Consider the following 22054-nt stretch of genomic DNA (forward strand, 5'->3'; position numbering starts at 1 on the left):
CTTGGCGTTTCGCTAGAGGTTGCGCAGCGGGTAGTCGCGGCTGACGTGCGGACTGTCGGGGGCGCCGTCGTCCGCCACCGCGTAGTACGTCACCTTGAAGTCGATGCCGCCACCCGCATTGCACAGCGACAGCATGGCCACCTGGTCGCCCTGGCGCCCGTAGCCCTGCCGGGTCTGCAGGTTGCACATCAACTGGAAGCGGGTGCTGTTGCCCAGCTTGTCCGGGACCGGCTGCGCATCCGAATGCCGCGGCCACGACGGACGCTGGCCGAACAGTCCGGCCGCGCCGGCCTTCAGTTCCTTCAAGGAATCCCCCGGGCTGCGGATGAGGCGCGAAGGCGAACAGATGACCTCGAAGATCATCGGCTGGCCGTTTTGCCGGTTGACGGCCTGGGAGATGCGTCCCCAGTGCACGTCCCCCGTGACGTACAGCACGGGGATGCCGGCCTCGGCGAGTTCTTCGAGCAGGGGAACGACCAGCTCGTCGAACTGCCGGTAGTTGCCCATCTCGGCATCCGTGATCTTGCGCATCGCGGGCGGCTTCGGCTTGACGAACAGGGCCTGCCCCGAGCTCAGCAGCCCGAAGCTCGGCTTGCCGAGCGCGCGGGCGGCCTTCAGCGCATCGGCCCAGGCCTTCAGTTCGAGCGCGGTGGCGGGATTCATCAGCGTCTGGCAGTCGTCGTCCCGGTCGCTGCGCATGTCGACGCTGAGGATCTCGAGCGCGCCGATGGTCAGGCGCTGCGCCGAGCCGGCCGCCGTGGCCAGCTGGTAGTCCTCGTAGAGTTCGCGCGCCGCCCGGGTCCATGCCCGCCGCCCGTCGTCGGTGTAGGTCAGCGGCAATTGGGCCTGCGAAAACGGGTAGTTGTTCCAGTACTCGTGATCATCCGCGACGCAGAGCACCGGCGCCCGCGCCAGCACCGCGGCCAGCCCGCCCGATTCGAGGTCGCGCGATGCCCAGTTGCGCAGGTACTTCGTGCCCAGCTTGCGCGCGATGCCGACCGGGTCGCCGGGCAGGTCTTCGGTCAGCGGCAGGTCGCCGTAGATCTGGTCGCCCAGCATCAGCGTCAGGTCGGGGCGCGCCATCTTGTTCTGCACCACCTTGCCGAGCCGGCCTGCCGCATCCTCGGGCTGCGAATAGCAGGAGCACAGCAGGATGTTGAACCAGCCGTCGAGCTTCTGTGGCAACTGCTGCGGCAGGGTCTTGAGCTCGAGCGGCACGGGCGTCTCGCCGGCCAGGCTGACCACCAGGCTGTAGGGCTGGCCCGGCGTCAATCCCGTGATCCGGACGATGGTCCGATGGTTGAGGTCATTGCCCCGGGCGTCGGTCATGCCGTCGCGAATCGGCCGCACCGGGTCGATCACCGCGATGTCCGGGTTCGGGAGCGCCTTGATCGCGATCGACGGCTGCGCCGGCGCCGGGCTGCCGAAGATGCCGATCCACAGCTGAAGGGTGTCGGACGGGGCGGCCTGGGCGTAGGCGGCGAGCATGGCGGGTCAGAAGAAGGCGCGCAGGTAGTTGACCGGCGCGTGGTCGGTCAGGGCCCGGGCCGGGAGGGCATCCGGGCGCGGCTGCGCAAGCACGCGCGCGGCGTGCGCGGCCTGTCCCGTGAGCCGGTCCTTGAGCACGAACGGGGTTTCCGGGTTGTCGTGCAGCACGCCGTCCTTGTCGATGTAGAGCAGCCTGCCGACATGGTGGTAGGAGGTGATGCCGGGCGGCAGGGTCGGCACGACGTCGGCGCAGTTGACGATGCGGGTCATGGCGCGCGCCGGCAGCGAATCGATGAAGTCGATGTCGCCGACGCGCGGCGAACCGATCGTGACGACGTCGGTGGGCTCGACCAGCCCGGCGAATATCGTCGCCAGGGCGGCTCCCAGGCTGTGGCCGCAAAGCAGCAGCCGCCTGCGCTGCGGGGCGCCGTTCGAGAGCCATTGCAGCACCTGCGTCTCCAGCGACTCGGCCGCCCGGCCGAATCCCGAATGCACGCGGCCCCCGGCCCAGGGCGTCGGCAGCAAGGCCAGGTCGGCCATCAGGTCCTTCGGATCGTCGGGCTGGGTGCCGCGAAAGGCGATCATCGCCAGGCCATCCCGGGCGCGCAGCGACGCGTACCCATAGGCCCCGGTGGCGCGGTCGACGAAATGGGCGGGTTGCGCAAAACCCGCCAGGCGCAGCGCGTCCGCCAGCCTGCGCGATTCGGCCGGATCCGACTCGGCATGCAGGTAGGCCAGGCGCGCTGCTTCGACCGCCAGTCCGGGCAATGTGACATCCGGGCGCCCGACGAACGACGTGGGCCGCTTCTCTGGATGGAACAGTGCATCGGGGGATGCGTCGTATTCGATGGATACCTTCGCATCGGCCCCGCTACTCATCGCTTCGCCTCCATGGTGTGGCTGGCATTGTGTGATGGACCGATTGCGGCCGGCAAGCGCGCACGGGCCCGGGGCTTCGGTTCCTCCTCAATAAGTGGGAGGCGCGGGAGGGTCGATTTTCTTCAGGGCGCTGGCTGCGACAGCACCCAGTCGGCGAGCAGCTTCGACTGGGCCTCGTCGACCCGGGACTGGCGCGGCATGATGACGCGGCCCCAGGTGCCCACGCTGCCGCTGCGGATCCTGCCGGCCAGCCGCGCCGGCGCGGCCGGGTCGTCGCGGTAGCGCGCCGCCACTTGGGCGAAGCCGGGGCCGACCTGCTTGTGGACCATGCCATGGCAGGCCATGCAGCCATTGTCCCGGGCCAGCGCCAGGCCCTGATCGGCCGGCGCCGCGGCGCTGCGGCCGGCGAGCACCAGCCCGCCGATCAGGGCCGCCAGGATTCGAATCGTCGTCACGCGCATCGGTCCGGATTCTCGGCCAAGTCGAAGTGGTGGACGCGCACGGCCGAACTTCCTAGGATGTTCGCGAAGGCGGCAGCCGCCCAAGGAGCAGCAGACATGCATCGACTCAAGGCTTTGGCAGCGATCGGCATCTTCGTCGCGGGGCAGGCCGCGCTGGCGCAGGCGCCGCGGGAGCCGGACGATGCGTCCGCCCTGTCGTGCGCCGACTTCAATGCCGCCGCGTCGCAGGTGCTGCCCGGCCAGAGCGCCACCGAGGCCCAGCGGCGGCGCGCCGTCGAGGCGCAGGACTACCTCGGCAGCGGCATGGTCTGGCTGCACGGCTATCTCACCGGGCGCAACGGCCCGGCGGTCGGCAAGCTGACCCGCGACTGGATCAGCACCCAGGTCACCCGCCTCGGCAAGGAATGCGCGGCCGCCGCCAACCCGGCCACGACGCGCATCGTCGACCTGGTGCAGAAGCCATGAAGACGCTGCAGGCGCTGGTCGCCGCCGCGCTGCTGGTGGCGGCAGGCGCGGCCGATGCGCAGCGCCACACTTCGCGCCACCGCCCGCCGCCGCACCACTGGAACAGCGGCTGGAACAACAACCACTGGAACAACGACTGGCACAACCGCCGCGACGCCCAGCGCGCCGGCGTGGTGACGGGCGTGCTGGCGGGCGGGGTCGCGGGTTCGGCGGAGCGCCAGCGCGCCGACCAGCGCCACGCCGACTGCCTCTGGATCACCGGCAACACCTGGGAGTGCGACCGCCGCCGCTGGGACGACGAGATGCGCGCGCGCGACCGGGCGCGCCGCACCGGCGTGGTGGCGGGGGTGGCGGCCTACGCGATCGTTCGCAACTGAGGGGCGGCAGGCGCCGGCCGCGCCGTGCGGCTCAGCGCATGCCGGTGGCCGCCATGAACTTGCCGAGCGTCCAGCCTCGGCCCAGCAGCAGCATGCGCGTGTGCAGCTCGCCCAGCACCTGGGGAGAGACTTCGCTGCCGAGGCAGGTCAAGGTCTTGTCGCGCAGGTCGACGTAGCCGAGCGGGTAGTTCGCGGCGAGCTTGTGCCACAGCGCGTGGGCGGCGGGCGACTGGCGGGCGCCGGTGAGCAGGCACAGGCCCGCGTCCAGCCCCCAGCGGTAGATCGCCGTGGCCAGCCCGCGCCGCTGGTATTGCGGGTCGTACTTGGAATGCGGGGCGCGCACGTAGCGATCGGCCCGGCGGTGCACTTCGATCAGCCGGTTGAAGACGGTGTAGCCGGCCAGCTGCCGGCGGCGGATGTCTTCGACATAGACATAGAACTCGCCGTCGGCCTCGCGATGGCGGACCACGAGTTCGGGGTCGCCCAGCGCGATGCGCGGCATGCCGTGCAGCCGGTCGCCGGGTGTCTGGATGCGGTCGTAGATCGAACTGATCTCGCCGTCGAGGCGCTTCGGGCCATGGTGGACGTCGATGCGCAGTTCCGCCAGGCGTGACAGCCAGGGGGGCAGGCCGATGGGCAGCGTGAGGATCACGGGAGCTTCTCCATTCGAACGCGGACCGCCTTCCGGGGGAGACGGTCGCTGATGCGCGGCTTGGATGCCCGGCGGTCGAGAAGGTGCGCTGAAAAGGGAAGAAGCGGACTGCCGGGCCTAGGAATCTGCGGCTGGCGGGCGGATCACGGTCGATGGACGCATGGGCGGCAGTGTAGCGGCAGGGGGACGCGCGCGACTCCCGTATCCTTCGAGTTCCACCCCCTTCATGCGGAGGACGCTTGGCCTATCAGCTTCACTACTGGCCCACGATCCAGGGCCGCGGCGAATTCGTCCGCCTGGCGCTCGAGGCCGCGGGCGCCGCCTATGTCGACGTGGCGCGCGAGCCGCCGGCCCGCGGCGGCGGCGAATCGAATCTCGGGCGCCGGCTCGAAGATCCGGACAACCCCCGGCCGGCGTTCGCGCCGCCCTTCCTGGTCGATGGCGACGTCGTGGTCGGCCAGACCGCCGCGATCCTGCTGTACCTCGGTCCGCGCCTCGGGCTCGCGGGCGTGGGCGAGGCCGACGGGCTCTGGACGCACCAGCTGCAGCTGACCATCGCCGACTGCGTGGCCGAGGCGCACGACACCCACCATCCGCTGTCGACCGGGCGCTACTACGAAGACCAGCGCGAAGCCGCGCTGGCGCGCGCCACCGCCTTTCGCGAGGAGCGCATTCCGAAATTTCTGAACTGGTTCGAGACGGTGCTGAGGCGCAATCCCTCCGGCGACCGGCACCTGGTCGGCGATGTCCTGACCTACGCCGACCTCTCGCTGTTCCAGCTGGTCGCGGGGCTGCGCTATGCCTTCCCCAAGGCCGCTGCGCGGGCGCTGGCCGACACGCCGGCGGTCGCGAAGCTGCATGCCAACGTCGGTCGCCGGCAGCGGGTGCACGACTATCTGCAGAGCCCGCGCCGGATCGCCTTCAACGAGGATGGGATCTTCCGCGCCTATCCCGAGCTCGACGGCTGAGCGCAGGCGCCGCCGGGCGGCCTGCGCGCGTCACGGCTCGATGGCCGCGTCCCCTGCCTTGCGCAGGCGCAGCGCGGCTTCGTAGAGCGCATTGCGCGGTGCGCCGCTGATCTCGGCCGCGATGCGCACCGCCGTCTTCACGGGCAGTTCGGCCAGCAGCAGGCGCAGCACGCGTTCGCCCTCGATGCCGTCGTCGACCGCCGCGGGCTTCGGATGCAGCACCAGCGCGAACTCGCCGCGCGTGCGGTCGCGGCTGGCGGCGAACCAGGCGGGCAGGGCGGCGGCGGCGACGGTCGCGATCTCCTCGAACTGCTTGGTGAGCTCGCGCCCGACCGTGACCTTGCGCTCGCCGAGGCGGGCCAGCGCGCCGGCCAGGGCCTCGATGCGGTGCGGCGCCTCGAGCAGCACGACGCTGCGGGGCTCGTCGGCCAGCAGCAGCACCGCGGCATCGCGCTCGCCCGCCTTGCTCGGCAGGAAGCCGCCGAACACGAAGGCACTCCCCGCATCGCCGGCAGCGACCAGCCCGGCTGCGCCGACCAGCGTGGTCACGCTGCTGGCGCCCGGCAGGGGCAGCACGCGATGGCCGGCGTCACGGGCCGCGGCCACCAGTCGCGCGCCCGGGTCGCTGACGCCGGGCGTGCCGGCGTCGCTGACGTAGGCGATGCGCTCGCCCGCGGCCAGCCGCGCGATCACCGCCTGCGCGGCCTCGCTCTCGTTGTGCTGGTGCAGCGCCAGCAGCTGCGCGCCCGGGCGGTCGATGCCATAGGCCCGCAGCAGGCTCTGCGTGTGGCGCGTGTCCTCGCAGGCGACCGCATCGACCAGCTGCAGCACGTGCAGGGCGCGCAGCGTGATGTCCGCGAGGTTGCCGATCGGCGTCGCGACCACGTACAGGGTCGCCTGCGGATAATGCTGCGAGCCCGCGGCATCGCGCGCGGCGAGCAGGGCGGCGCCGAACGAAGCGGGAGCGATGGAAGTCAATGGCTTATCTCCAGAACAAGGCGGCGGGGCGGACATCGCTGCCGACGACCAAGCAGCGCGGCGACGCGGCCGAAGACGCCGCACTCGAACACCTGCAGGCGGCCGGCCTCGGGCTGGTCGCGCGCAATTATCGAACCCCCGGCCGCGGCGGCGGCGAGATCGACCTGATCATGCGCGACCCGGGCGACGGCACGCTGGTGTTCGTCGAGGTCCGCGGGCGCGCCAGCGCCACGCACGGCGGCGCCGGCGGCAGCATCACGGGCGTGAAGCAGCGTCGCATCGTCTTCGCGGCCCGACACTACATCAGCCGCCTGCGCACGCTGCCGCCCTGCCGCTTCGATGTCGTGCTGGTCGAAGAACGCGTCGAGTGGATCCAGGCCGCGTTCGATGCCGGCTGAGCCGGCGGCAGCTCACGTTTTGTTTCAGTCGTGGGGTGCAAACCCGCAGTTATCATCCGGGCCAAATGCTAGAGCAACGGATTCAGCAGCACTTCATCGACAGTGCGGACCTCAAATACCAGGCCGGGCCACTGCTCGGCAAACCGATCTCCCAAGCCATGCAGGCCCTGCTGGCCTGCGTCACCAGCGGCGGCAAGATCCTCGCCTGCGGGGCTGGCGTGTCCGGCTTCCTGGCGGCGCAGTTCGCGGCCCAGTTCGTCGGCCGCTTCGAGCGCGACCGCCCCGAGCTGGCCGCGATCGCGCTGCCCGGCGATGCCACCGACCCCGCCGCGGACACGGCCGAATCGCTGGGCGCCGACCGCTTCGCGCGCCAGGTGCGCGCCCTGGGCCAGGCCGGCGACGTGCTGCTGGTGCTGAGCGTCAGCGGCCAGTCCGCCGCCGTGCTGGCGGCGGTCGAGGCCGCGCATGCGCGCGACATGACGGTGGTGGCCCTGCTCGGCAATGCCGCGCCTTCGGGCAGCGGCACCGGGGGTGCCGTGGGCCGGGCGCTGCGCGAGACCGACGTCCAGGTCTGCGTGCCGCACGAGCGTGCGGCGCGCATCCACGAGATCCACCTGCTGGTGCTGCACTGCCTGTGCGACGGCGTCGATGCGCAGTTGCTCGGCGACCAGGACAGCGACTCTTCGTCGCCCTGAGCGCGCCCGGCCGCTGCGCTACTGTGGCTGCGCCCCGGCCTTGGCGGCCGCCTTGGGGTCGCTGAGGCGGTCCATCAGCTCGCGATAGGTCGGTGACTCGCGCAGCAGCCTGCCGCCCAGGGCGCGCAGCCGGTCGACCTCTTCGGCCGACAGCACGAAGCTGGTCGGCAGGTTCATGAAGTAGCGCTGCTCCTCGGGGTCCTCGATGGCGTCGAAGCTGACGTCGATGGCATCGAAGCTCAGCGTCGGCACCGCGGCCTCGGCCTGCGCGCGCGACTTGCCGGACAGCCGCAGCTCGGCCACCTTCAGGTCGCGCTTGTCGGCCCAGCGCTGGGCGATGTCCTTCAGCAGCTCGACCGACTCGTAGGAGAAGTGGTCGATCGGCACGCTCGACGACTGCAGCAGCTGCGCGACGATGCCGGGTGCGCGCGCCTTGCGGTCCCAGTCGGTGGCCGGCGCCGAGCGCGAATTGACCACCACGACCACGATGCGACGGATCTCGTCGAAGCCCGCCTGGCGCTGGAAGGACGGGCTGGCCTCGAGCTCCTCGAGGGCCTCGAGCAGGCCGCGCAGCCCCAGGTTGTCGGAGACGCCGCCGTCGACCACGTGCAGGTAGGGCCGGTTCTTGCTGTCCTCGAAGTTCTTGATGTCGCGCAAGCGCAGCAGGGCGCGCCCGGCGGGGCGCGCGGGCGAGTCGGCCCGGGTGACGTCGCGCACCCAGGGCGGCATGGTGGCGCCGCATTGGCCGCCGTAGTTGTAGTAGGTGACCGGCGACAGCACCGCGGGCACCGCCGAAGAGGTCGCGGCCGCCCGCGCCAGCCGCACCGTGCCGAGGTCGGAGCAGATCAGGTCGAACTGCTCCTGCGAGAACTGGAAGCGGGCGCCGGTCGAGAGGTCGGTGCCGGTGACCGCGGTCACCGGCGTCGGCAGCTTGAGCAGGTCGGCGAAGGTGGCGCCGTTGAACAGGATCTCGTCGTAGTAGTCGGCCGCCAGTTCGGAGCGTCCATACAGGCCGCTGCCGAGGCTGAACCAGTTGAGCGGATTGAGTGCGCGCCAGGTCAGCGTGCCCTGCACGTCGCGCTTCAGGAAGCGCGGCTCGTACTCGGTGAACAGCCGGTCGCCGTAGAGCGCGTAGGCCAGGGCGGTGAAGCTGCCGCCCGAGACGCCCGAGATGGCATCCACCTCGGCGAGCAGATTGCGCTGCACGCCCTGCACCACGACATCGGTGCGCCGCAGTTCCTCGAGCACGCCGTACGAGAAGGCCGCCGCCCGCGTGCCGCCGCCCGAGAAGGTCAGCATGAACAGGGTGTGCGGGTCGTTGGTGACGCCCTCGTGCTGGCGCTTCAGCAACTGGCTGACCCGGTAGCCGCTGTCGAAGTCGACCTTGGCGATCGGCGGGTTGACGGGGGCCAGCGCATTGCACCCGGCCAGCAGCAGGGCGGCCACGGCGGTCGCCATCCGACGCAGGGATGCTGATTGCGCGATGGATTGAATCACGATGCCTTCCTTGCTCGAGCGGGTCGAATTCGAATGCCGGATGCGGACCATGCAACATATGCGCCATCCACCGCGGCGAATTGTAGGCAAGAGGCGCGACCTGCCGATGGGACGCTCGGCCATGACAGCCGGTAACGGAGGGCGCAATACCCTGGGCTAAACTCGCCGCGGACACAACGCACTGGAAGGCCACCACCCATGAAGACCACATCCACTCAACGCATCGCGATGGCTTTGACCGCAGGCGCCGTACTGGTCGCCGGCCTCACTGCCTGCGTGCCGCTGGTGGTGGGCGGGGCGGCAGCGGCCGGCGTCGGCATGGTGGCCACCGACCGGCGCAGTTCGGGCGCGCAGGTCGACGACCAGGCGATCGAGCTGCGTGGCGCCGCCCGCGTGCGCGAGATCGCCAACGACAACATGTACGTGAGCATCACCAGCTTCAACCGCCAGGTGCTGCTGACCGGCACGGTCGGCAGCGAGGCCGACAAGCGCCGCGTCGAGGACGTGGTGCGGCGCGTCGACAATGTCCGTTCGGTGGTCAACGAGCTGGTGGTCGGGCCGCCGAGCACCTTCCAGGAACGCTCCAACGACACCTTCATCACCGGCAAGGTCAAGGCCTCGCTGCTCGATGCCAAGGACATCTTCGCCAACTCGTTCAAGGTCGTGACCGAGCGCGGCACGGTCTACCTGCTGGGCATCGCGACCCGCCGCGAGACCGATCGCGCGACCGACATCGCGCGCGGCGTCTCCGGCGTGACGAAGGTGGTGCGCGTGGTCGAGATCGTCAGCGAGGCCGAGCTGCAGCAGCAGCAGCAACAGCAACAGCAGCAATCCCAGCCCGGCGGCACCGGCGCTTCGGGCAGCAGCGCGCCGGCTTCGCGTTCGAACGTGCCGCTGCCGCCGATGGAGCCACTGGCCCCGGTGCCTTCGTCGTCGACGCCGCCGGCTGGCGGCGGCGTGACGACTTCGCCGGTGCGCTGAAGCGAAGCCCTTATTTCAGCCGCGTGATCAGGCTCGAGGTGTCCCAGCGCCGGCCGCCGGCCTGCTGCACGTCGGCATAGAACTGGTCGACCAGCGCCGTGACCGGCAGCCGGGCGCCATTGCGCTTGGCTTCGTCGAGCACCAGGCCCAGGTCCTTGCGCATCCAGTCGACCGCGAAGCCGTAGTCGAACTTGCCTTCGATCATGGTCTTGCCGCGGTTGTCCATCTGCCAGCTCTGGGCCGCACCCTTGCCGATCACGGCCAGCACCTCGTTCATGTCGAGGCCGGCGCGCTGGCCGAAGGCGATGGCTTCCGACAGCCCTTGCACCAGGCCCGCGATCGCGATCTGGTTGACCATCTTCGCCAGCTGGCCGGCGCCGCTGGCGCCCAGCAGCGTGACGGCGCGGGCGAAGGCGGCGGTCACGGGCTTGACCTTGTCGAAGGTGGCGGCATCGCCGCCGCACATCACGGTCAGCGCGCCGTTCTGGGCGCCGGCCTGGCCGCCCGAGACCGGGGCGTCGATGAACTGCAGGCCGCGTTCGAGCGCCGCCTTCGACAGTTCGCGCGCCACGTCGGCCGAGGCGGTCGTGTGGTCGACGAACACCGCACCCGGGGCCATGCCCGCGAAGGCGCCGTTCTCGCCCAGCACCACCGAGCGCAGGTCGTCGTCGTTGCCGACGCAGCAGAACACGATGTCGGCATTGGACGCGGCACCGCGCGGCGTGGCCGAGTGGCTCACCGACGCCGAAGCCTGGGGCGCGAATTCGGTCTCCCAGTCGTGGGCCTTGGCCGCGCTGCGGTTGTAGACCGTGACGTGGTGGCCGGCGAGCGCGAGGTGGCCGGCCATGGGATAGCCCATCACGCCGAGGCCGAGGAAGGCGACCTTCTGCGAAGGGACGGGGTCGTAGGTTTTGGGGTTGAGGCTGCTCATGGGCGCTAGCTTAGCGCCCCTCGGCCCTAGACGATCGCGAAGTGCTCGGTGCCGGCCGAAAGGTCGGTGGTGCGGGCGCGCTGGCTGTTCAGCTTGATCTGCAGCCGCAGGTCGTTGGCCGAGTCGGCGTTGCGGATCGCGTCCTCGAAGCCGATCGCGTTGGCCTCGAAGAGGTCGAACAGCGCCTGGTCGAAGGTCTGCATGCCCAGGTTGCGGCTCTTCTTCATGATCTCCTTGATCTCGCCGACCTCGCCCTTGAAGATCATGTCGGAGATCAGCGGCGTGTTCAGCAGGATCTCGACCGCCGCGATGCGGCCGTGGCCGTCCTCGGTCGGGATCAGCCGCTGCGAGACCAGCGAGCGCAGGTTCAGCGACAGGTCCATCAGCAGCTGGGCGCGGCGCTCCTCGGGGAAGAAGTTGATGATCCGGTCGAGCGCCTGGTTGGCGCTGTTGGCGTGCAGGGTGGCCATGCAGAGGTGGCCGGTCTCGGCGAAGGCCACCGCGTGCTCCATCGTCTCGCGGTCGCGGATCTCGCCCATCAGGATCACGTCGGGCGCCTGGCGCAGCGTGTTCTTGAGCGCCGCCTCCCAGCTGTCGGTGTCGATGCCGACCTCGCGTTGCGTCACCACGCAGTTCTTGTGCGGGTGCACGAACTCGACCGGGTCTTCGACCGTCACGATGTGGCCGTAGGAGTTCTCGTTGCGCCAGTCGATCATCGCGGCCAGCGTGGTCGACTTGCCCGAGCCGGTGGCGCCGACCAGGATGGTCAGGCCGCGCTTGGTCATCGCCACGTCCTTGAGCACCTGTGGCATGCCGAGGCCGTCGATCGTCGGCAGCTTGGCGGGGATGGTCCGCAGCACCATGCCGACCTTGCCCTGCTGCACGAAGGCGTTGACGCGGAAGCGGCCGATGCCGGTCGGCGAGATCGCGAAGTTGCACTCCTTGGTGCGCTCGAACTCGGCCGTCTGGCGGTCGTTCATGACCGAGCGCGTGAGCGCCAGCGTGTGCTGGGCGCCGAGCGCCTGGGCCGACACCTTGGTGACCTTGCCGTCGACCTTGATCGCGGGCGGGAAGTCGGCCGTGATGAACAGGTCGCTGCCGTTGCGGCTCACCATGAGCTTCAGCAGGTCGTTGATGAACTGGCTGGCTTGATCGCGTTCCATGAGGGTGCTCCGGTGCGGCTGCGAAAGGGCTGGGTCAGCCGGGGAAATTCTCGGGTATCTTGGCCTTTCCGCGCGCTTCGGCGGCGGAAATGACACTGCGCCTCACCAGGTCGGTCAGATTCTGGTCGAGCGTCTGCATGCCCTGGCCGCTGCCGGTCTGGATCGACGAATACATCTGCGCCACCTTGCCCTCGCGGATCAGGTTGCGGATGGCGGGCGTGCCCAGCATGATCTCGTGCGCCGCCACGCGGCCCTGGCCGTCCTTGGTCTTGCACAGCGTCTGCGAGATCACGGCCTGCAGCGACTCCGACAGCATGGCGCGGATCATTTCCTTCTCCTCGCCGGGGAAGACGTCGATGATCCGGTCGATGGTCTTGGCCGCCGACGAGGTGTGCAGGGTGCCGAACACCAGATGGCCGGTCTCGGCGGCGGTCATCGCCAGGCGGATGGTTTCGAGGTCGCGCATTTCGCCGACCAGGATCGCGTCCGGGTCCTCGCGCAGCGCCGAGCGCAGCGCGTTGGCGAAGGACAGCGTCATCGGCCCGACCTCGCGCTGGTTGATCAGGCACTTCTTGGAGTCGTGGACGAATTCGATCGGGTCCTCGACCGTGAGGATGTGGCCGTACTCGGTCTCGTTGAGGAAGTTGATCATCGCCGCCAGGGTGGTCGACTTGCCCGAGCCGGTCGGGCCCGTGACCAGCACCAGGCCACGCGGCTTGAGCGCCAGATCGCCGAAAATCTTCGGTGCGTTGAGCTGCTCGAGCGTGAGGATCTTGGACGGAATGGTCCGGAACACCGCCGCCGCGCCGCGCGACTGGTTGAAGGCGTTGACGCGGAAGCGCGCCAGGCCGTCGATCTCGAACGAGAAGTCGACTTCCAGGAACTCTTCGTAGTGCTTGCGGTGCGTGTCGCTCATGATGTCGTACACCATGGCGTGCACGGCCTTGTGATCGAGCGCGTCGACATTGATGCGGCGCACGTCGCCGTGGACCCGGATCATGGGCGGCAGCCCGGCCGAGAGGTGCAGGTCGGACGCCTTGTTCTTGACGCTGAAGGCGAGCAGTTGGGTAATGTCCACGCAGTTCCTCGGTGACGTTTTGATACGACTTTGAAGATTATGACGATGATTGGCGACAAGCTCCAGCAAGTTCGGACCCGGATCGTGACGGCCTGCACGGCCGCCGGGCGCGATCCGGCGAGCGTGCGCTTGCTCGCGGTGTCCAAGACCTTCGATGCCGACGCGGTGCGCGCGGCGCATGCGGCCGCCCAGCGGGCCTTCGGCGAGAACTATGTGCAGGAGGGCGTGGCCAAGATCGAGGCCCTGGCCGACCTGCGCGCGGAACTCGAATGGCACTGCATCGGCCCCCTGCAGAGCAACAAGACGCGGGTGGTGGCCGAGCATTTCGACTGGGTGCACGGCATCGACCGGCTGAAGATCGCCGAGCGCCTGGCCGAGCAGCGGCCGTCGCACCTGTCGCCGCTTCAGGTCTGCCTGCAGGTCAACGTGGATGGCGGCGCCAACAAGTCCGGCGTGGCGCCCGAAGACGCGCTGGCGCTGGCGCAGGCCGTGGCGGCTTTGCCACGTTTGCGGCTGCGCGGGCTGATGGCGATCCCGGAGCCTGCGCCCGATTTCGATTCGCAGCGGGCGCTTTTCCTGCGCTCGCTGGCCGTTTTCGAGCAGATCCGGGGGGCGGGGATCGAGGTCGACACCCTGTCGCTGGGGATGTCCGCCGACCTCGAGGCCGCGGTGGCGGCGGGCAGCACGATGGTCCGGATCGGGACGGCGATCTTCGGCCAGCGCTGAGGCGCGGCGCCGGCCTCGATCCCCCTCAGCCGCCCCGGGCCGCGGCCTGCTCGCGCCGCCACTCGACCACGGGCCGGCCGCCCACCCCCCAGTTGTCGAGCTCCACTTCATCGATCACGACGAAAGTGCTGGCCGGCTCCTTGTCGAGCACGCGCACCATCAGCTCGGTGGCGCCGGCGATCAGCTGCTTCTTCTGTTCCTGGGTCACGCCTTCGCGCGTGATCTCGATCTTGATGTAGGGCATGGCGGATCACCAGTGGCCTGCGGCCTGCCCGCCGTCGACGTGAAGGATCTCGCCGGTCACGAACTTCGCGTTCTCGAGGAACAGCACCGCGTCGACGATCTCCTCCATTTCACCCATGCGGCCCAGCGGATGCAGGCCGCTGAGCGCGCCATGGGTCTCGGGCGGATGCATCGGCGTCTTGACGATGCCGGGCGAGACCGCGTTCACGCGAATGCCGCGCGACGCGTACTCGATGGCCAGCGACTTGGTGGCGGCGTTCAGGCCGCCCTTGGTCAGCGACGCCAGCACCGACGGCACGCCGTTGATCGGCTGGTCGGCCAGGCTGGTCGTGATCTGGACGATGTGGCCCGAGCCCTGGGCTTCCATCCGCTCCACGGCCAGCTGGCTGATGTGGAAGAAGCTCGCGAGGTTGGTGCCGATGTTCGCCGCCCAGTCCTCGCTGGTGAACGCGGTGAACGGCTTGGCCGTGAAGATGCCGGCGTTGTTGACCAGCGTGTCGATGCGGCCGAAGCGGTCCACGCCCTCGCTGAAGATCCGCGCGGCCGTTGCGGGGTCCGCGACGTCGCCGGCGATCGCCAGCACGCCCGGATCGGCGCTGGCGGCGATCGACCGCGAGTTGGCGACGACCCGGAAGCCGGCCTGGCGGTAGGCCTTGACCAGCGCCGCGCCGATGCCGCTGGAGGCGCCTGTGATGACGGCGACCTTGGAATTGCTTTCTGTCATGACGAATCCTTTTGAAGTGAGGACTCGACTTTATTGATGTTGTTTGGATGAATAAACCATCTGCAATGTACATCTACAAATACATGATGTAATGAATCAATCAATGCATCCACGGACCGACATGCCATCAATCGACAATTCGACGACGTGATGCTGGGCAGCATCGAACTGTTCTGCCTCGCCGCCGAGCAGGGCAGCTTCACGGCCGCGGCGGCGACCGCTTCGGTGACCCCAGCGGCCGTGAGCCGTTCGGTCTCGCGGCTGGAGGAGCGGCTGGGCGTGCGGCTCTTCACGCGGACGACGCGCCAGATGCGTCTGACCGAGGCCGGGCGCGGGTATTTCGAGCAGTGCCGGCAAGCCCTGAACCAGCTGGTCGAAGCCGAGCGGGTGGCCTCCGGCCACCAGCTTGCGCCGTCCGGCCTGCTGCGCATCAGTGCCCCGACCACCTACGGCCACTACCGCCTGCTGCCGCTGCTGCCCGCCTTCCGCGAGCGCTTTCCGGCCGTGAAGGTCGAGGTCAACGTCAGCAACCGCAACATCGACTTCGCGGAGGAGGGCTACGACCTGGCGATACGGGCGCGCGCGACCGCCGACTCGAGCCTGGTCTCGCGCCATCTGGAGGACACGCCGCTGGTGGTCGTCGCTTCGCCCGACTACCTGCGGCGCCACGGCACGCCGTCGACCCTCGACCAGCTGCAGGCCCACGAATGCATCCAGTTCGAGCTGCCCAGCAGCGGGCGCGCCATTCCGTGGCTGTTTCGGCGCGACGGCCAGGAGCTCGAGCTGCAGACCGCCGGCGGCTATGCGTGTTCGGACGACGTGACCGCCGGCGCCACCCTGGCGCGGCATGGCGCCGGCGTGTTCCAGGCCTATCGCTTCGTCGTCGAGGAGGACCTGCGCGCAGGCCGGCTGGTGGAGCTGCTGCAGGACTTCGGCGGCCGTTCGCGGCCGCACAGCCTGTTGTATCCGCACCGGCGCTTCGTGCCGCTGCGGGTGCGCGTGTTCGTCGACTTCCTGCTCGGCCGGCCTTAGCCCGGCAGCGGGATCCGCGCGCTGCTCTTCACTTCCTCCATCACCGCATAGGTGCGCGTCTCGCGCACCCCGGGCAGCTGCCACAGCACCGTGCCGGCGAAGTCGCGGTAGGCCGCCATGTCGGCCATGCGGGTCTTGAGCAGGTAGTCGAAGCCGCCCGCGACCATGTGGCATTCCATGATCTCCTCGCGCACCTGCACCGCGGCCTTGAATTCGTCGAAGACGTTGGGCGTGGTGCGGTCGAGCAGCACCTCGACGAAGACGGTGAAGCCGCGGCCCAGCTTGTGCGGATCGAGCCGGGCCTCGTAGCCGAGGATGAAGCCGTCGCGCGCCAGGCGCTGCACCCGGGCCAGCACGGCGGTCGGCGACAGCGCCACGGCCTCGGCCAGCTTGAGGTTCGAGATGCGGCCGTCTTCCTGAAGAACCTTCAGGATTTTCATGTCGATGCGGTCGAGATCGGTGGTTGATTCATTCGTCACTAGCGAATTATCCGGTCCATGATTGAATTTTGGTGAATAACTCGGCGAAGGAAGGGGGAGCATCGCAGGCATTGGATCACCGGAGTTCGCCATGCGCCTGCCCAGCCCCTACCGGCCCGAAGCCGACGTCGTCTCGCACCGCCTCGCCGCGCTGAAGGGCGCCCTCGACTGGGCGGCCATCGTGCCCCTCGCCACACCCTGGGTGCGCGCGGTGCGCCACAGCCCGCCGCCGTTCTGGGCCATGGAGAGCCTGCTGCACGAATACCCGATCTCGAGCGCCGAGGGCCTGGCCCTGATGCGGCTGGCCGAGGCGCTGCTGCGGGTGCCCGACGCCGAGACCGCGATCGCCCTGACCGCCGACCAGCTCGGGCGCGCCCATTTCGACGGCAGCGCCGACTCGACCCTGGCGCGGCTGTCGTCCACGGCGATCGCGCTGTCGAAGAAGTTCCTGCCCGGCCAGGAGGCCGAGCCGGGCCTGATGGCCAGGCTCGGCGCCCGCACCGTGGTCGCCGCGACCCTGCGTGCGGTACAGCTGCTGGGCCGCCAGTTCGTGCTCGGCCAGACCATCGAGGAGGGCATGGCCGAGGCCCGCTCGGCCCACAGGAAGCACTCCGCGCTGCGCTTCAGCTACGACATGCTGGGCGAGGGCGCGCGCACCGACGCCGATGCGCTGCGCTATCTCGACAGCTACGTCAACGCGATCCGCTCGATCGCCGCCGGCGCCGACCCTGACGGCACGCCCGAGCACAACGACGGCATCTCGATCAAGCTCAGCGCGCTGCATCCGCGCTATGAAGACGCCCAGCACGCGCGCGTGATGCGCGAGCTGGTGCCGCGCGTCTGGCAGCTGTGCCTGCTGGCGGCCGACGCCCGGCTCAACCTCACGATCGATGCCGAGGAGGTCGACCGGCTCGAACTCTCGCTCGACGTCTTCGAGGCGCTGGCCGAACAGGTGGCGGCCGAGAAGCCGCAGTGGCGCGGCTTCGGGCTGGCGCTGCAGGCCTACCAGACGCGGGCACTGGAACTGATCGAGCACGTCGCCGGGATCGCCCGCAAGCACCGGCTGCGGCTGATGTGCCGGCTGGTCAAGGGCGCCTACTGGGACGCCGAGATCAAGCGGGCGCAGGAACTCGGGCTGCCGTACTACCCGGTCTTCACGCACAAGCACCACACCGACCTCAGCTACCTGGCCTGCGCGCGGGCGCTGCTCGCGGTGCCGGATGCGATCTACCCGCAGTTCGCGACGCACAACGCGGGCACCATCGCTGCCATCCTGCGGATGGCGGGCGACACGCCGTTCGAGCTGCAGCGGCTGCACGGCATGGGCGAAGGCATCTACCGGGAGGTGATGAAGAGCACCACCGTGCCGGTGCGTGTCTACGCACCGGTCGGCCGCCACGAGGACCTGCTGGCCTACCTGGTACGCCGGCTGCTCGAGAACGGCGCCAACTCGTCCTTCGTGAACCAGCTGGGCGACGAATCGGTCGGCATGGACGCGCTGCTGGTGTCGCCGCTGTGGCTCGACCGCCATGCCTCGCTGCCGCTGCCGCCCGAGCTCTACGGCCCGGCGCCGGCACGGCGCAACAGCGGCGGCGTCGACCTGGCGGTCGAGGCCATGCGCGCGCCGCTGCTGGCGGCCCTTGCGGCCACGATGGTGCCGGCGGTGCCGGAGTTCGACGCCCAGCGCGTCGAGGCGGCCGTCGCCGCCGCGGCCGGGGCCTACGGCAGCTGGACACGGACCCCGGTCGTCCGCCGCGCCGCCGTGCTGCGCCATGCGGCCGACGCGCTGCAGGCCGAACTGCCGCGCTTCTGCGCCCTGCTGGTCAAGGAGGCCTTCAAGACCTGGGGCGACGCGGTGGCCGAGGTGCGCGAAGCGGTCGATTTCCTGCGCTACTACGCCGACGAGGCCGAGCGGCTGATGCAGCCTGTCGCCCTGCCCGGGCCGACCGGCGAGAGCAACGAGCTGCGCCTCACCGGCCGCGGCCCCTGGGTCTGCATCAGTCCTTGGAACTTCCCGCTGGCGATCTTCCTGGGCCAGGTGGCGGCGGCGCTGGCGACCGGCAACACGGTGCTGGCCAAGCCGGCCGAACAGACGCCGGCGGTCGCGCTGGCAGCGGTGCGGCTGCTGCATGCCGCCGGCGTGCCGGCCGAGGCCCTGCAACTGCTGCACGGGCCGGGCGAGACCGTCGGTGCCGCGCTGGTCGCGGCGCCCGGCGTGGCCGGCGTGGTGTTCACCGGCTCGACCCAGGTGGCGAAGGTCATCCACCGTGCGCTGGCGGCCAAGGACGGCCCGATCGTGCCGCTGATCGCCGAGACCGGCGGCATCAACGCGATGCTGGTCGACTCCAGCGCGCTGCCCGAGCAGGTGGTCGATGCCGTGGTGCAGAGCGCCTTCCGCTCGGCCGGCCAGCGCTGTTCGGCACTGCGGCTGCTGCTGGTGCACGCGCAGATCGCCGACCCGGTGATCGAGATGATCCGGGGCGCGGCCAGGGAACTGGCCGCCGGCGATCCGGCGGCGCTGGCCACCGACGTCGGGCCGGTCATCGACCGCGAGGCCTTCGAGAACATCCGGCGGCATCTGCGGCGGCTCGATGCGCAAGCCACCGTGCTGGTCGCGCCGGCCGACGCCACGCCCGGGGTCGAGAACCTGGTCCCGCCGCACGCCTACGAGCTGCCGGCCATCGACCGGGTCAGCGACGAGATCTTCGGCCCGGTGCTGCAGGTGGTGCGCTGGTCGGGCGAGCCCCAGGCCGTGATCGACGCCGTCAACCGGCTGGGTTTCGGGCTCACGCTGGGCATCCAGACCCGCATCGACAGCCGGGCCCTGGCGCTGGCGGCGCGCGCCCATGTGGGCAACGTCTACGTCAACCGCAACATCATCGGGGCGGTCGTCGGCGTCCAGCCCTTCGGCGGCGAGGGGCTCAGCGGGACCGGCCCGAAGGCGGGCGGCCCGCACTACCTGCTTCGCTTCTGCGCGGAGCAGACGCTCACCATCAACACCACCGCCGCGGGCGGCAACGCGGCGCTGCTTGCCGCCATCGCATAACCGCCAAAGCAACGCGCATAGGCATGGCGCGACGGGCGCACCAGGACTATCGTGGCGCCTGTCCGTTCAACACAAGGATCGCCATGAGCTCCGAACTCTCCTACGTCCAGCCGACCGCCAACAGCCCGTGGGGCACCTACCTGTCGCAAGTGGATCGCGTCGTCCCCTACCTGGGCGGACTGGCCCGCTGGGCCGAGACGCTCAAGCGCCCGAAGCGCGCGCTGATCGTCGACGTGCCGATCGAGATGGACGACGGCTCCATCGCCCACTTCGAAGGCTTCCGGGTGCAGCACAACATGTCCCGCGGCCCGGGCAAGGGCGGCGTGCGCTTCCACCCCGACGTGACGCTCGAGGAAGTGATGGCCCTCTCGGCCTGGATGACGGTCAAGACCGCGGCGGTCAACCTGCCGTACGGCGGTGCGAAGGGCGGCATCCGGGTCGACCCCAAGAAGCTGTCGATGAAGGAGCTGGAAAAGGTCACGCGCCGCTACACCAGCGAGATAGGCATCATCATCGGCCCGCATTCCGACATCCCGGCGCCCGACGTCAACACCAACGCCCAGATCATGGCCTGGATGATGGACACCTATTCGATGAACGTCGGCGGCACCGCCACCGGCGTCGTCACCGGCAAGCCGCTGCACCTGGGCGGCTCGCTGGGCCGGGTCAAGGCCACCGGCCGCGGCGTCTTCGTGACCGGCCGCGAGGCGGCGCGCCGGCTCGGGCTCGACCTGCGCGGCGCCCGCATCGCGGTGCAGGGCTTCGGCAACGTGGGTTCGGTGGCGGCCGAGCTGTTCGCCGAGGCCGGCGCCAAGATCGTCGCGGTGCAGGACCACACGGGGACCATCGTCAACGAGAACGGTCTCGACCTGGCCGGGCTGGTGCCGGCCTCGCGCACCGAGGGCGGCGCCGTGAGCTTCAAGGGCGGGGAGGTGATCGACAACGAGGACTTCTGGAAAGTGGCCTGCGACATCCTGATCCCGGCCGCGCTCGAAGGCCAGATCACGGCCGAACGGGCCCAGAAGACCAAGGCCCGGCTGGTGCTCGAAGGCGCGAACGGCCCGACCGTGCCGACCGCCGACGACATCCTGGCCGAGCGCGGCGTGCTGGTGGTGCCCGACGTGATCTGCAACGCCGGCGGCGTGACGGTCAGCTACTTCGAGTGGGTGCAGGACTTCTCCTCCTTCTTCTGGGACGAGGACGAGATCAACGTGCGGCTCGACCGCATCATGATGAATGCGCTCAACAACATCTGGGACACCGCCGACCGCCACAAGATCACGCTGCGCACCGCCACCTACGCGGTGGCCTGCGAGCGGATCCTGATGGCGCGCCAGGAGCGTGGCCTGTACCCGTGACCGGCTTGCCCGCGGCCGAACAGGCGCGCCTCGAGGCCCTGCTGGCCGACGGGCGGCGCAAGCTGCTCGGGCTGGTCGGCGCGCCCGGCTCGGGCAAGTCGACCGTGGCGCAGGCGCTGCTCGACGCCTTGCCGGGCCGTGCCCAGGTCGTGCCGATGGACGGCTTCCACCTCGCCAATGCCGAGCTTCGGCGGCTCGGCCGCGCCGGGCGCAAGGGCGCGCCCGACACCTTCGACAGCGCCGGCTACGTGGCGCTGCTGCGGCGCCTGCGCAGCCAGCCGGCCGGCGAGACCGTCTATGCGCCGGAGTTCCGGCGCGAGTTGGAGGAGCCGGTCGCCGGCGCGATCGCGGTGCGGCCCGACACACCGCTGGTCATCACCGAGGGCAACTACCTGCTGCTGGACGAGGGCCCCTGGGCCGGGGTGGCGCCGCTGCTCGACGAGGTCTGGTACGTGGAGGTCGACGACGGGTTGCGCATCGAGCGCCTGCTGCGGCGCCACCAGCAGTTCGGCCGCAGCCCGGAGGCGGCGCAGGCCTGGGTGGCGCAGACCGACGAGCCCAATGCGAGGCGGATCGCCGCCACGCGGCCACGGGCGCATCACATACTTCGTCTGGCCGATTGATCCGGGGAACGCGGCGCCGCTGCCGATGTCCAAGCCGGGCCGCGCTCCCCCGGCTTGCTAGCTTGCCCCCACGCTCCTCACTTCGTGTGTCGCTGCCCCCAAGGGGGCCGCAGGCCGCCTTGGGGCGGCCAGGCGCCGGCCTATCATTCGCACTTCGACCACTCCATGCCTGCCATGCGCCTTCCGTCCTGCCGCGCCGCCGCCGCGCTGCTGCTGTCCTTGTTCATCGCCGGCTGCAGCTCGCCGACCCGGGTCTACTACGAGCCCGAGGAGTTCGACTCCACCACCACCCACACGCGCAACTTTCCCGCCACCGAGGCGCAGACCTGCGAGGCCGCGCGGCGTGCGCTGCTGAGCCAGGGCTACATGATCACGGCGGGCACCGCCGACCTGGTGACCGGCCGCAAGAGCTTCCAGCCGGCGTCAGAGGTGCACGTCGAAGTCGAGTTCCGCGTGGTCTGCGCGCGCGACGGCCATCGGGGCGATGGCGCGCGCAGCACCATCGCCTTCGCCAGCGCGCTGCAGGACCGTTATGGGGTGAAGAAGACCAACAACTCGGCCAGCGTGGGCGTCGGCGCGATCGGCTCGCTGTCGCTGCCGTTCAGCTCGAGCGACGATGCGCTGGTCAAGGTGGCGAGCGAAACGCTGACCGACGAGCGCTTCTACGACCGCTTCTTCTCGCTGATCGACCGCTTCCTGCCGGCCGCCGCCGAGGGCAGGCCGGCCGAGGCCTCGCCGGTGGTGACGCCGCAGCCGCTGATCGAGGCGCCGTTGCGGCCGGTGCCGCCGTCGCCGACGCGGGGCTGAGGATC

Annotated in this window: 24 protein-coding genes; 12 read left to right on the forward strand and 12 right to left on the reverse strand. The window is 70.1% G+C overall.

What is annotated here, in order from left to right; all coding sequences use genetic code 11:
• Window positions 1-12: 12 nt before the first annotated feature.
• The 3 genes from QTI33_RS13160 to QTI33_RS13170 form a co-directional block, all read right to left on the reverse strand.
• Window positions 13-1488, reverse strand: coding sequence for an alkaline phosphatase D family protein (locus tag QTI33_RS13160; RefSeq protein WP_286506446.1), 1476 nt, complete (start codon window positions 1486-1488; stop codon window positions 13-15).
• Between the two features lie 6 nt (window positions 1489-1494).
• The gene (locus QTI33_RS13165; RefSeq protein WP_286506448.1) at window positions 1495-2367 is read right to left on the reverse strand and encodes a lipase family protein; all 873 of its coding nucleotides are present in this window, start codon (window positions 2365-2367) and stop codon (window positions 1495-1497) included.
• Between the two features lie 122 nt (window positions 2368-2489).
• Window positions 2490-2822, reverse strand: coding sequence for a c-type cytochrome (locus tag QTI33_RS13170; protein WP_444814838.1), 333 nt, complete (start codon window positions 2820-2822; stop codon window positions 2490-2492).
• A gap of 102 nt (window positions 2823-2924) precedes the next feature.
• On the opposite strand from QTI33_RS13170, the gene QTI33_RS13175 reads away from it, so the two are divergent.
• Together QTI33_RS13175 and QTI33_RS13180 are read left to right on the forward strand one after the other, a co-directional pair.
• On the forward strand, window positions 2925-3293 hold the full coding sequence (locus tag QTI33_RS13175; protein ID WP_286506450.1) for a hypothetical protein: 369 nt from the start codon (window positions 2925-2927) through the stop codon (window positions 3291-3293).
• The gene (locus QTI33_RS13180; protein ID WP_286506452.1) at window positions 3290-3670 is read left to right on the forward strand and encodes a hypothetical protein; all 381 of its coding nucleotides are present in this window, start codon (window positions 3290-3292) and stop codon (window positions 3668-3670) included. Before QTI33_RS13175 ends, QTI33_RS13180 begins: the two co-directional genes overlap by 4 nt.
• Before the next feature lie 31 nt (window positions 3671-3701).
• Here QTI33_RS13180 and QTI33_RS13185 read toward each other — a convergent pair whose 3' ends face one another.
• Entirely contained in the window at window positions 3702-4322 is a 621-nt protein-coding gene (locus tag QTI33_RS13185) for an N-acetyltransferase (RefSeq protein ID WP_286506454.1), read from the reverse strand.
• Between the two features lie 239 nt (window positions 4323-4561).
• Between QTI33_RS13185 and QTI33_RS13190 the strand changes: the two genes are divergently transcribed.
• Window positions 4562-5290 carry a glutathione S-transferase gene (locus QTI33_RS13190; protein WP_286506455.1) on the forward strand — a complete coding sequence of 243 codons (729 nt, stop codon included), beginning with the start codon at window positions 4562-4564 and terminating at the stop codon, window positions 5288-5290.
• Window positions 5291-5320: 30 nt separating this feature from the next.
• Here QTI33_RS13190 and rsmI read toward each other — a convergent pair whose 3' ends face one another.
• Window positions 5321-6268, reverse strand: a complete 948-nt coding sequence (gene rsmI / locus QTI33_RS13195; protein ID WP_286506456.1) for a 16S rRNA (cytidine(1402)-2'-O)-methyltransferase — start codon at window positions 6266-6268, stop codon at window positions 5321-5323.
• Here rsmI and QTI33_RS13200 point away from each other — a divergent pair.
• Together QTI33_RS13200 and QTI33_RS13205 are read left to right on the forward strand one after the other, a co-directional pair.
• Complete coding sequence (locus QTI33_RS13200) at window positions 6268-6666, forward strand: YraN family protein (protein WP_286506457.1); 399 nt, start codon at window positions 6268-6270, stop codon at window positions 6664-6666. The genes rsmI and QTI33_RS13200 overlap by 1 nt on opposite strands.
• A gap of 65 nt (window positions 6667-6731) precedes the next feature.
• A complete protein-coding gene (locus QTI33_RS13205; RefSeq protein ID WP_286506458.1) occupies window positions 6732-7361 on the forward strand; it encodes an SIS domain-containing protein in 630 nt (209 codons plus the stop codon).
• 18 nt (window positions 7362-7379) lie between these two features.
• Here QTI33_RS13205 and QTI33_RS13210 read toward each other — a convergent pair whose 3' ends face one another.
• Window positions 7380-8858, reverse strand: coding sequence for a patatin-like phospholipase family protein (locus QTI33_RS13210; protein WP_286506459.1), 1479 nt, complete (start codon window positions 8856-8858; stop codon window positions 7380-7382).
• Between the two features lie 198 nt (window positions 8859-9056).
• On the opposite strand from QTI33_RS13210, the gene QTI33_RS13215 reads away from it, so the two are divergent.
• On the forward strand, window positions 9057-9839 hold the full coding sequence (locus QTI33_RS13215; protein ID WP_286506460.1) for a BON domain-containing protein: 783 nt from the start codon (window positions 9057-9059) through the stop codon (window positions 9837-9839).
• A 10-nt stretch (window positions 9840-9849) separates the two neighbouring features.
• On the opposite strand, the gene QTI33_RS13220 is transcribed toward QTI33_RS13215, so the two are convergent.
• The 3 genes from QTI33_RS13220 to QTI33_RS13230 are packed head-to-tail and all read right to left on the reverse strand — an operon-like array spanning window position 9850 to window position 13011.
• The gene (locus tag QTI33_RS13220) at window positions 9850-10770 is read right to left on the reverse strand and encodes an NAD(P)-dependent oxidoreductase (RefSeq protein WP_286506461.1); all 921 of its coding nucleotides are present in this window, start codon (window positions 10768-10770) and stop codon (window positions 9850-9852) included.
• 26 nt (window positions 10771-10796) lie between these two features.
• The gene (locus tag QTI33_RS13225; RefSeq protein ID WP_286506462.1) at window positions 10797-11933 is read right to left on the reverse strand and encodes a PilT/PilU family type 4a pilus ATPase; all 1137 of its coding nucleotides are present in this window, start codon (window positions 11931-11933) and stop codon (window positions 10797-10799) included.
• 34 nt (window positions 11934-11967) lie between these two features.
• Entirely contained in the window at window positions 11968-13011 is a 1044-nt protein-coding gene (locus QTI33_RS13230) for a type IV pilus twitching motility protein PilT (protein ID WP_286506463.1), read from the reverse strand.
• Window positions 13012-13050: 39 nt separating this feature from the next.
• On the opposite strand from QTI33_RS13230, the gene QTI33_RS13235 reads away from it, so the two are divergent.
• On the forward strand, window positions 13051-13737 hold the full coding sequence (locus QTI33_RS13235) for a YggS family pyridoxal phosphate-dependent enzyme (protein ID WP_286506464.1): 687 nt from the start codon (window positions 13051-13053) through the stop codon (window positions 13735-13737).
• Window positions 13738-13762: 25 nt separating this feature from the next.
• Here the strand turns inward: QTI33_RS13235 and QTI33_RS13240 are convergent, their stop codons facing one another.
• Both QTI33_RS13240 and QTI33_RS13245 read right to left on the reverse strand, forming a co-directional pair.
• Complete coding sequence (locus QTI33_RS13240; RefSeq protein WP_286506465.1) at window positions 13763-13981, reverse strand: tautomerase family protein; 219 nt, start codon at window positions 13979-13981, stop codon at window positions 13763-13765.
• A 6-nt stretch (window positions 13982-13987) separates the two neighbouring features.
• Window positions 13988-14704, reverse strand: a complete 717-nt coding sequence (locus QTI33_RS13245; protein WP_286506466.1) for an SDR family NAD(P)-dependent oxidoreductase — start codon at window positions 14702-14704, stop codon at window positions 13988-13990.
• A 126-nt stretch (window positions 14705-14830) separates the two neighbouring features.
• Between QTI33_RS13245 and QTI33_RS13250 the strand changes: the two genes are divergently transcribed.
• Entirely contained in the window at window positions 14831-15736 is a 906-nt protein-coding gene (locus QTI33_RS13250) for a LysR family transcriptional regulator (protein WP_286506844.1), read from the forward strand.
• Here QTI33_RS13250 and QTI33_RS13255 read toward each other — a convergent pair.
• A complete protein-coding gene (locus QTI33_RS13255) occupies window positions 15733-16215 on the reverse strand; it encodes an Lrp/AsnC ligand binding domain-containing protein (RefSeq protein ID WP_286506467.1) in 483 nt (160 codons plus the stop codon). The two genes, QTI33_RS13250 and QTI33_RS13255, sit on opposite strands and share 4 nt — an antisense overlap.
• Before the next feature lie 91 nt (window positions 16216-16306).
• On the opposite strand from QTI33_RS13255, the gene QTI33_RS13260 reads away from it, so the two are divergent.
• From QTI33_RS13260 to QTI33_RS13275, 4 genes are all read left to right on the forward strand, one after another.
• Complete coding sequence (locus QTI33_RS13260) at window positions 16307-19261, forward strand: L-glutamate gamma-semialdehyde dehydrogenase (protein ID WP_286506468.1); 2955 nt, start codon at window positions 16307-16309, stop codon at window positions 19259-19261.
• A gap of 83 nt (window positions 19262-19344) precedes the next feature.
• Window positions 19345-20619, forward strand: coding sequence for a Glu/Leu/Phe/Val family dehydrogenase (locus QTI33_RS13265; protein ID WP_286506469.1), 1275 nt, complete (start codon window positions 19345-19347; stop codon window positions 20617-20619).
• On the forward strand, window positions 20616-21242 hold the full coding sequence (locus tag QTI33_RS13270; RefSeq protein WP_444814839.1) for a nucleoside/nucleotide kinase family protein: 627 nt from the start codon (window positions 20616-20618) through the stop codon (window positions 21240-21242). Before QTI33_RS13265 ends, QTI33_RS13270 begins: the two co-directional genes overlap by 4 nt.
• 174 nt (window positions 21243-21416) lie before the next feature.
• The gene (locus QTI33_RS13275; RefSeq protein WP_286506470.1) at window positions 21417-22049 is read left to right on the forward strand and encodes a DUF2242 domain-containing protein; all 633 of its coding nucleotides are present in this window, start codon (window positions 21417-21419) and stop codon (window positions 22047-22049) included.
• The last annotated feature ends 5 nt before the right edge of the window (window positions 22050-22054 follow it).

The organism is Variovorax davisae (assembly GCF_030316845.1).
Lineage (GTDB): Bacteria > Pseudomonadota > Gammaproteobacteria > Burkholderiales > Burkholderiaceae_C > Variovorax > Variovorax davisae.

Coding starts and splice junctions, on each gene's coding strand:
- QTI33_RS13205 (WP_286506458.1), top strand. CDS start 6,732: ATGCTAGAGCAACGGATTCAGCAGCACTTCATCGACAGTGCGGACCTC.
- QTI33_RS13245 (WP_286506466.1), bottom strand. CDS start 14,704: ATGACAGAAAGCAATTCCAAGGTCGCCGTCATCACAGGCGCCTCCAGC.
- QTI33_RS13235 (WP_286506464.1), top strand. CDS start 13,051: ATGACGATGATTGGCGACAAGCTCCAGCAAGTTCGGACCCGGATCGTG.
- QTI33_RS13225 (WP_286506462.1), bottom strand. CDS start 11,933: ATGGAACGCGATCAAGCCAGCCAGTTCATCAACGACCTGCTGAAGCTC.
- QTI33_RS13180 (WP_286506452.1), top strand. CDS start 3,290: ATGAAGACGCTGCAGGCGCTGGTCGCCGCCGCGCTGCTGGTGGCGGCA.
- QTI33_RS13165 (WP_286506448.1), bottom strand. CDS start 2,367: ATGAGTAGCGGGGCCGATGCGAAGGTATCCATCGAATACGACGCATCC.
- QTI33_RS13260 (WP_286506468.1), top strand. CDS start 16,307: ATGCGCCTGCCCAGCCCCTACCGGCCCGAAGCCGACGTCGTCTCGCAC.
- QTI33_RS13265 (WP_286506469.1), top strand. CDS start 19,345: ATGAGCTCCGAACTCTCCTACGTCCAGCCGACCGCCAACAGCCCGTGG.
- QTI33_RS13275 (WP_286506470.1), top strand. CDS start 21,417: ATGCGCCTTCCGTCCTGCCGCGCCGCCGCCGCGCTGCTGCTGTCCTTG.
- QTI33_RS13200 (WP_286506457.1), top strand. CDS start 6,268: ATGGCTTATCTCCAGAACAAGGCGGCGGGGCGGACATCGCTGCCGACG.
- QTI33_RS13215 (WP_286506460.1), top strand. CDS start 9,057: ATGAAGACCACATCCACTCAACGCATCGCGATGGCTTTGACCGCAGGC.
- QTI33_RS13220 (WP_286506461.1), bottom strand. CDS start 10,770: ATGAGCAGCCTCAACCCCAAAACCTACGACCCCGTCCCTTCGCAGAAG.
- QTI33_RS13160 (WP_286506446.1), bottom strand. CDS start 1,488: ATGCTCGCCGCCTACGCCCAGGCCGCCCCGTCCGACACCCTTCAGCTG.
- QTI33_RS13175 (WP_286506450.1), top strand. CDS start 2,925: ATGCATCGACTCAAGGCTTTGGCAGCGATCGGCATCTTCGTCGCGGGG.
- QTI33_RS13240 (WP_286506465.1), bottom strand. CDS start 13,981: ATGCCCTACATCAAGATCGAGATCACGCGCGAAGGCGTGACCCAGGAA.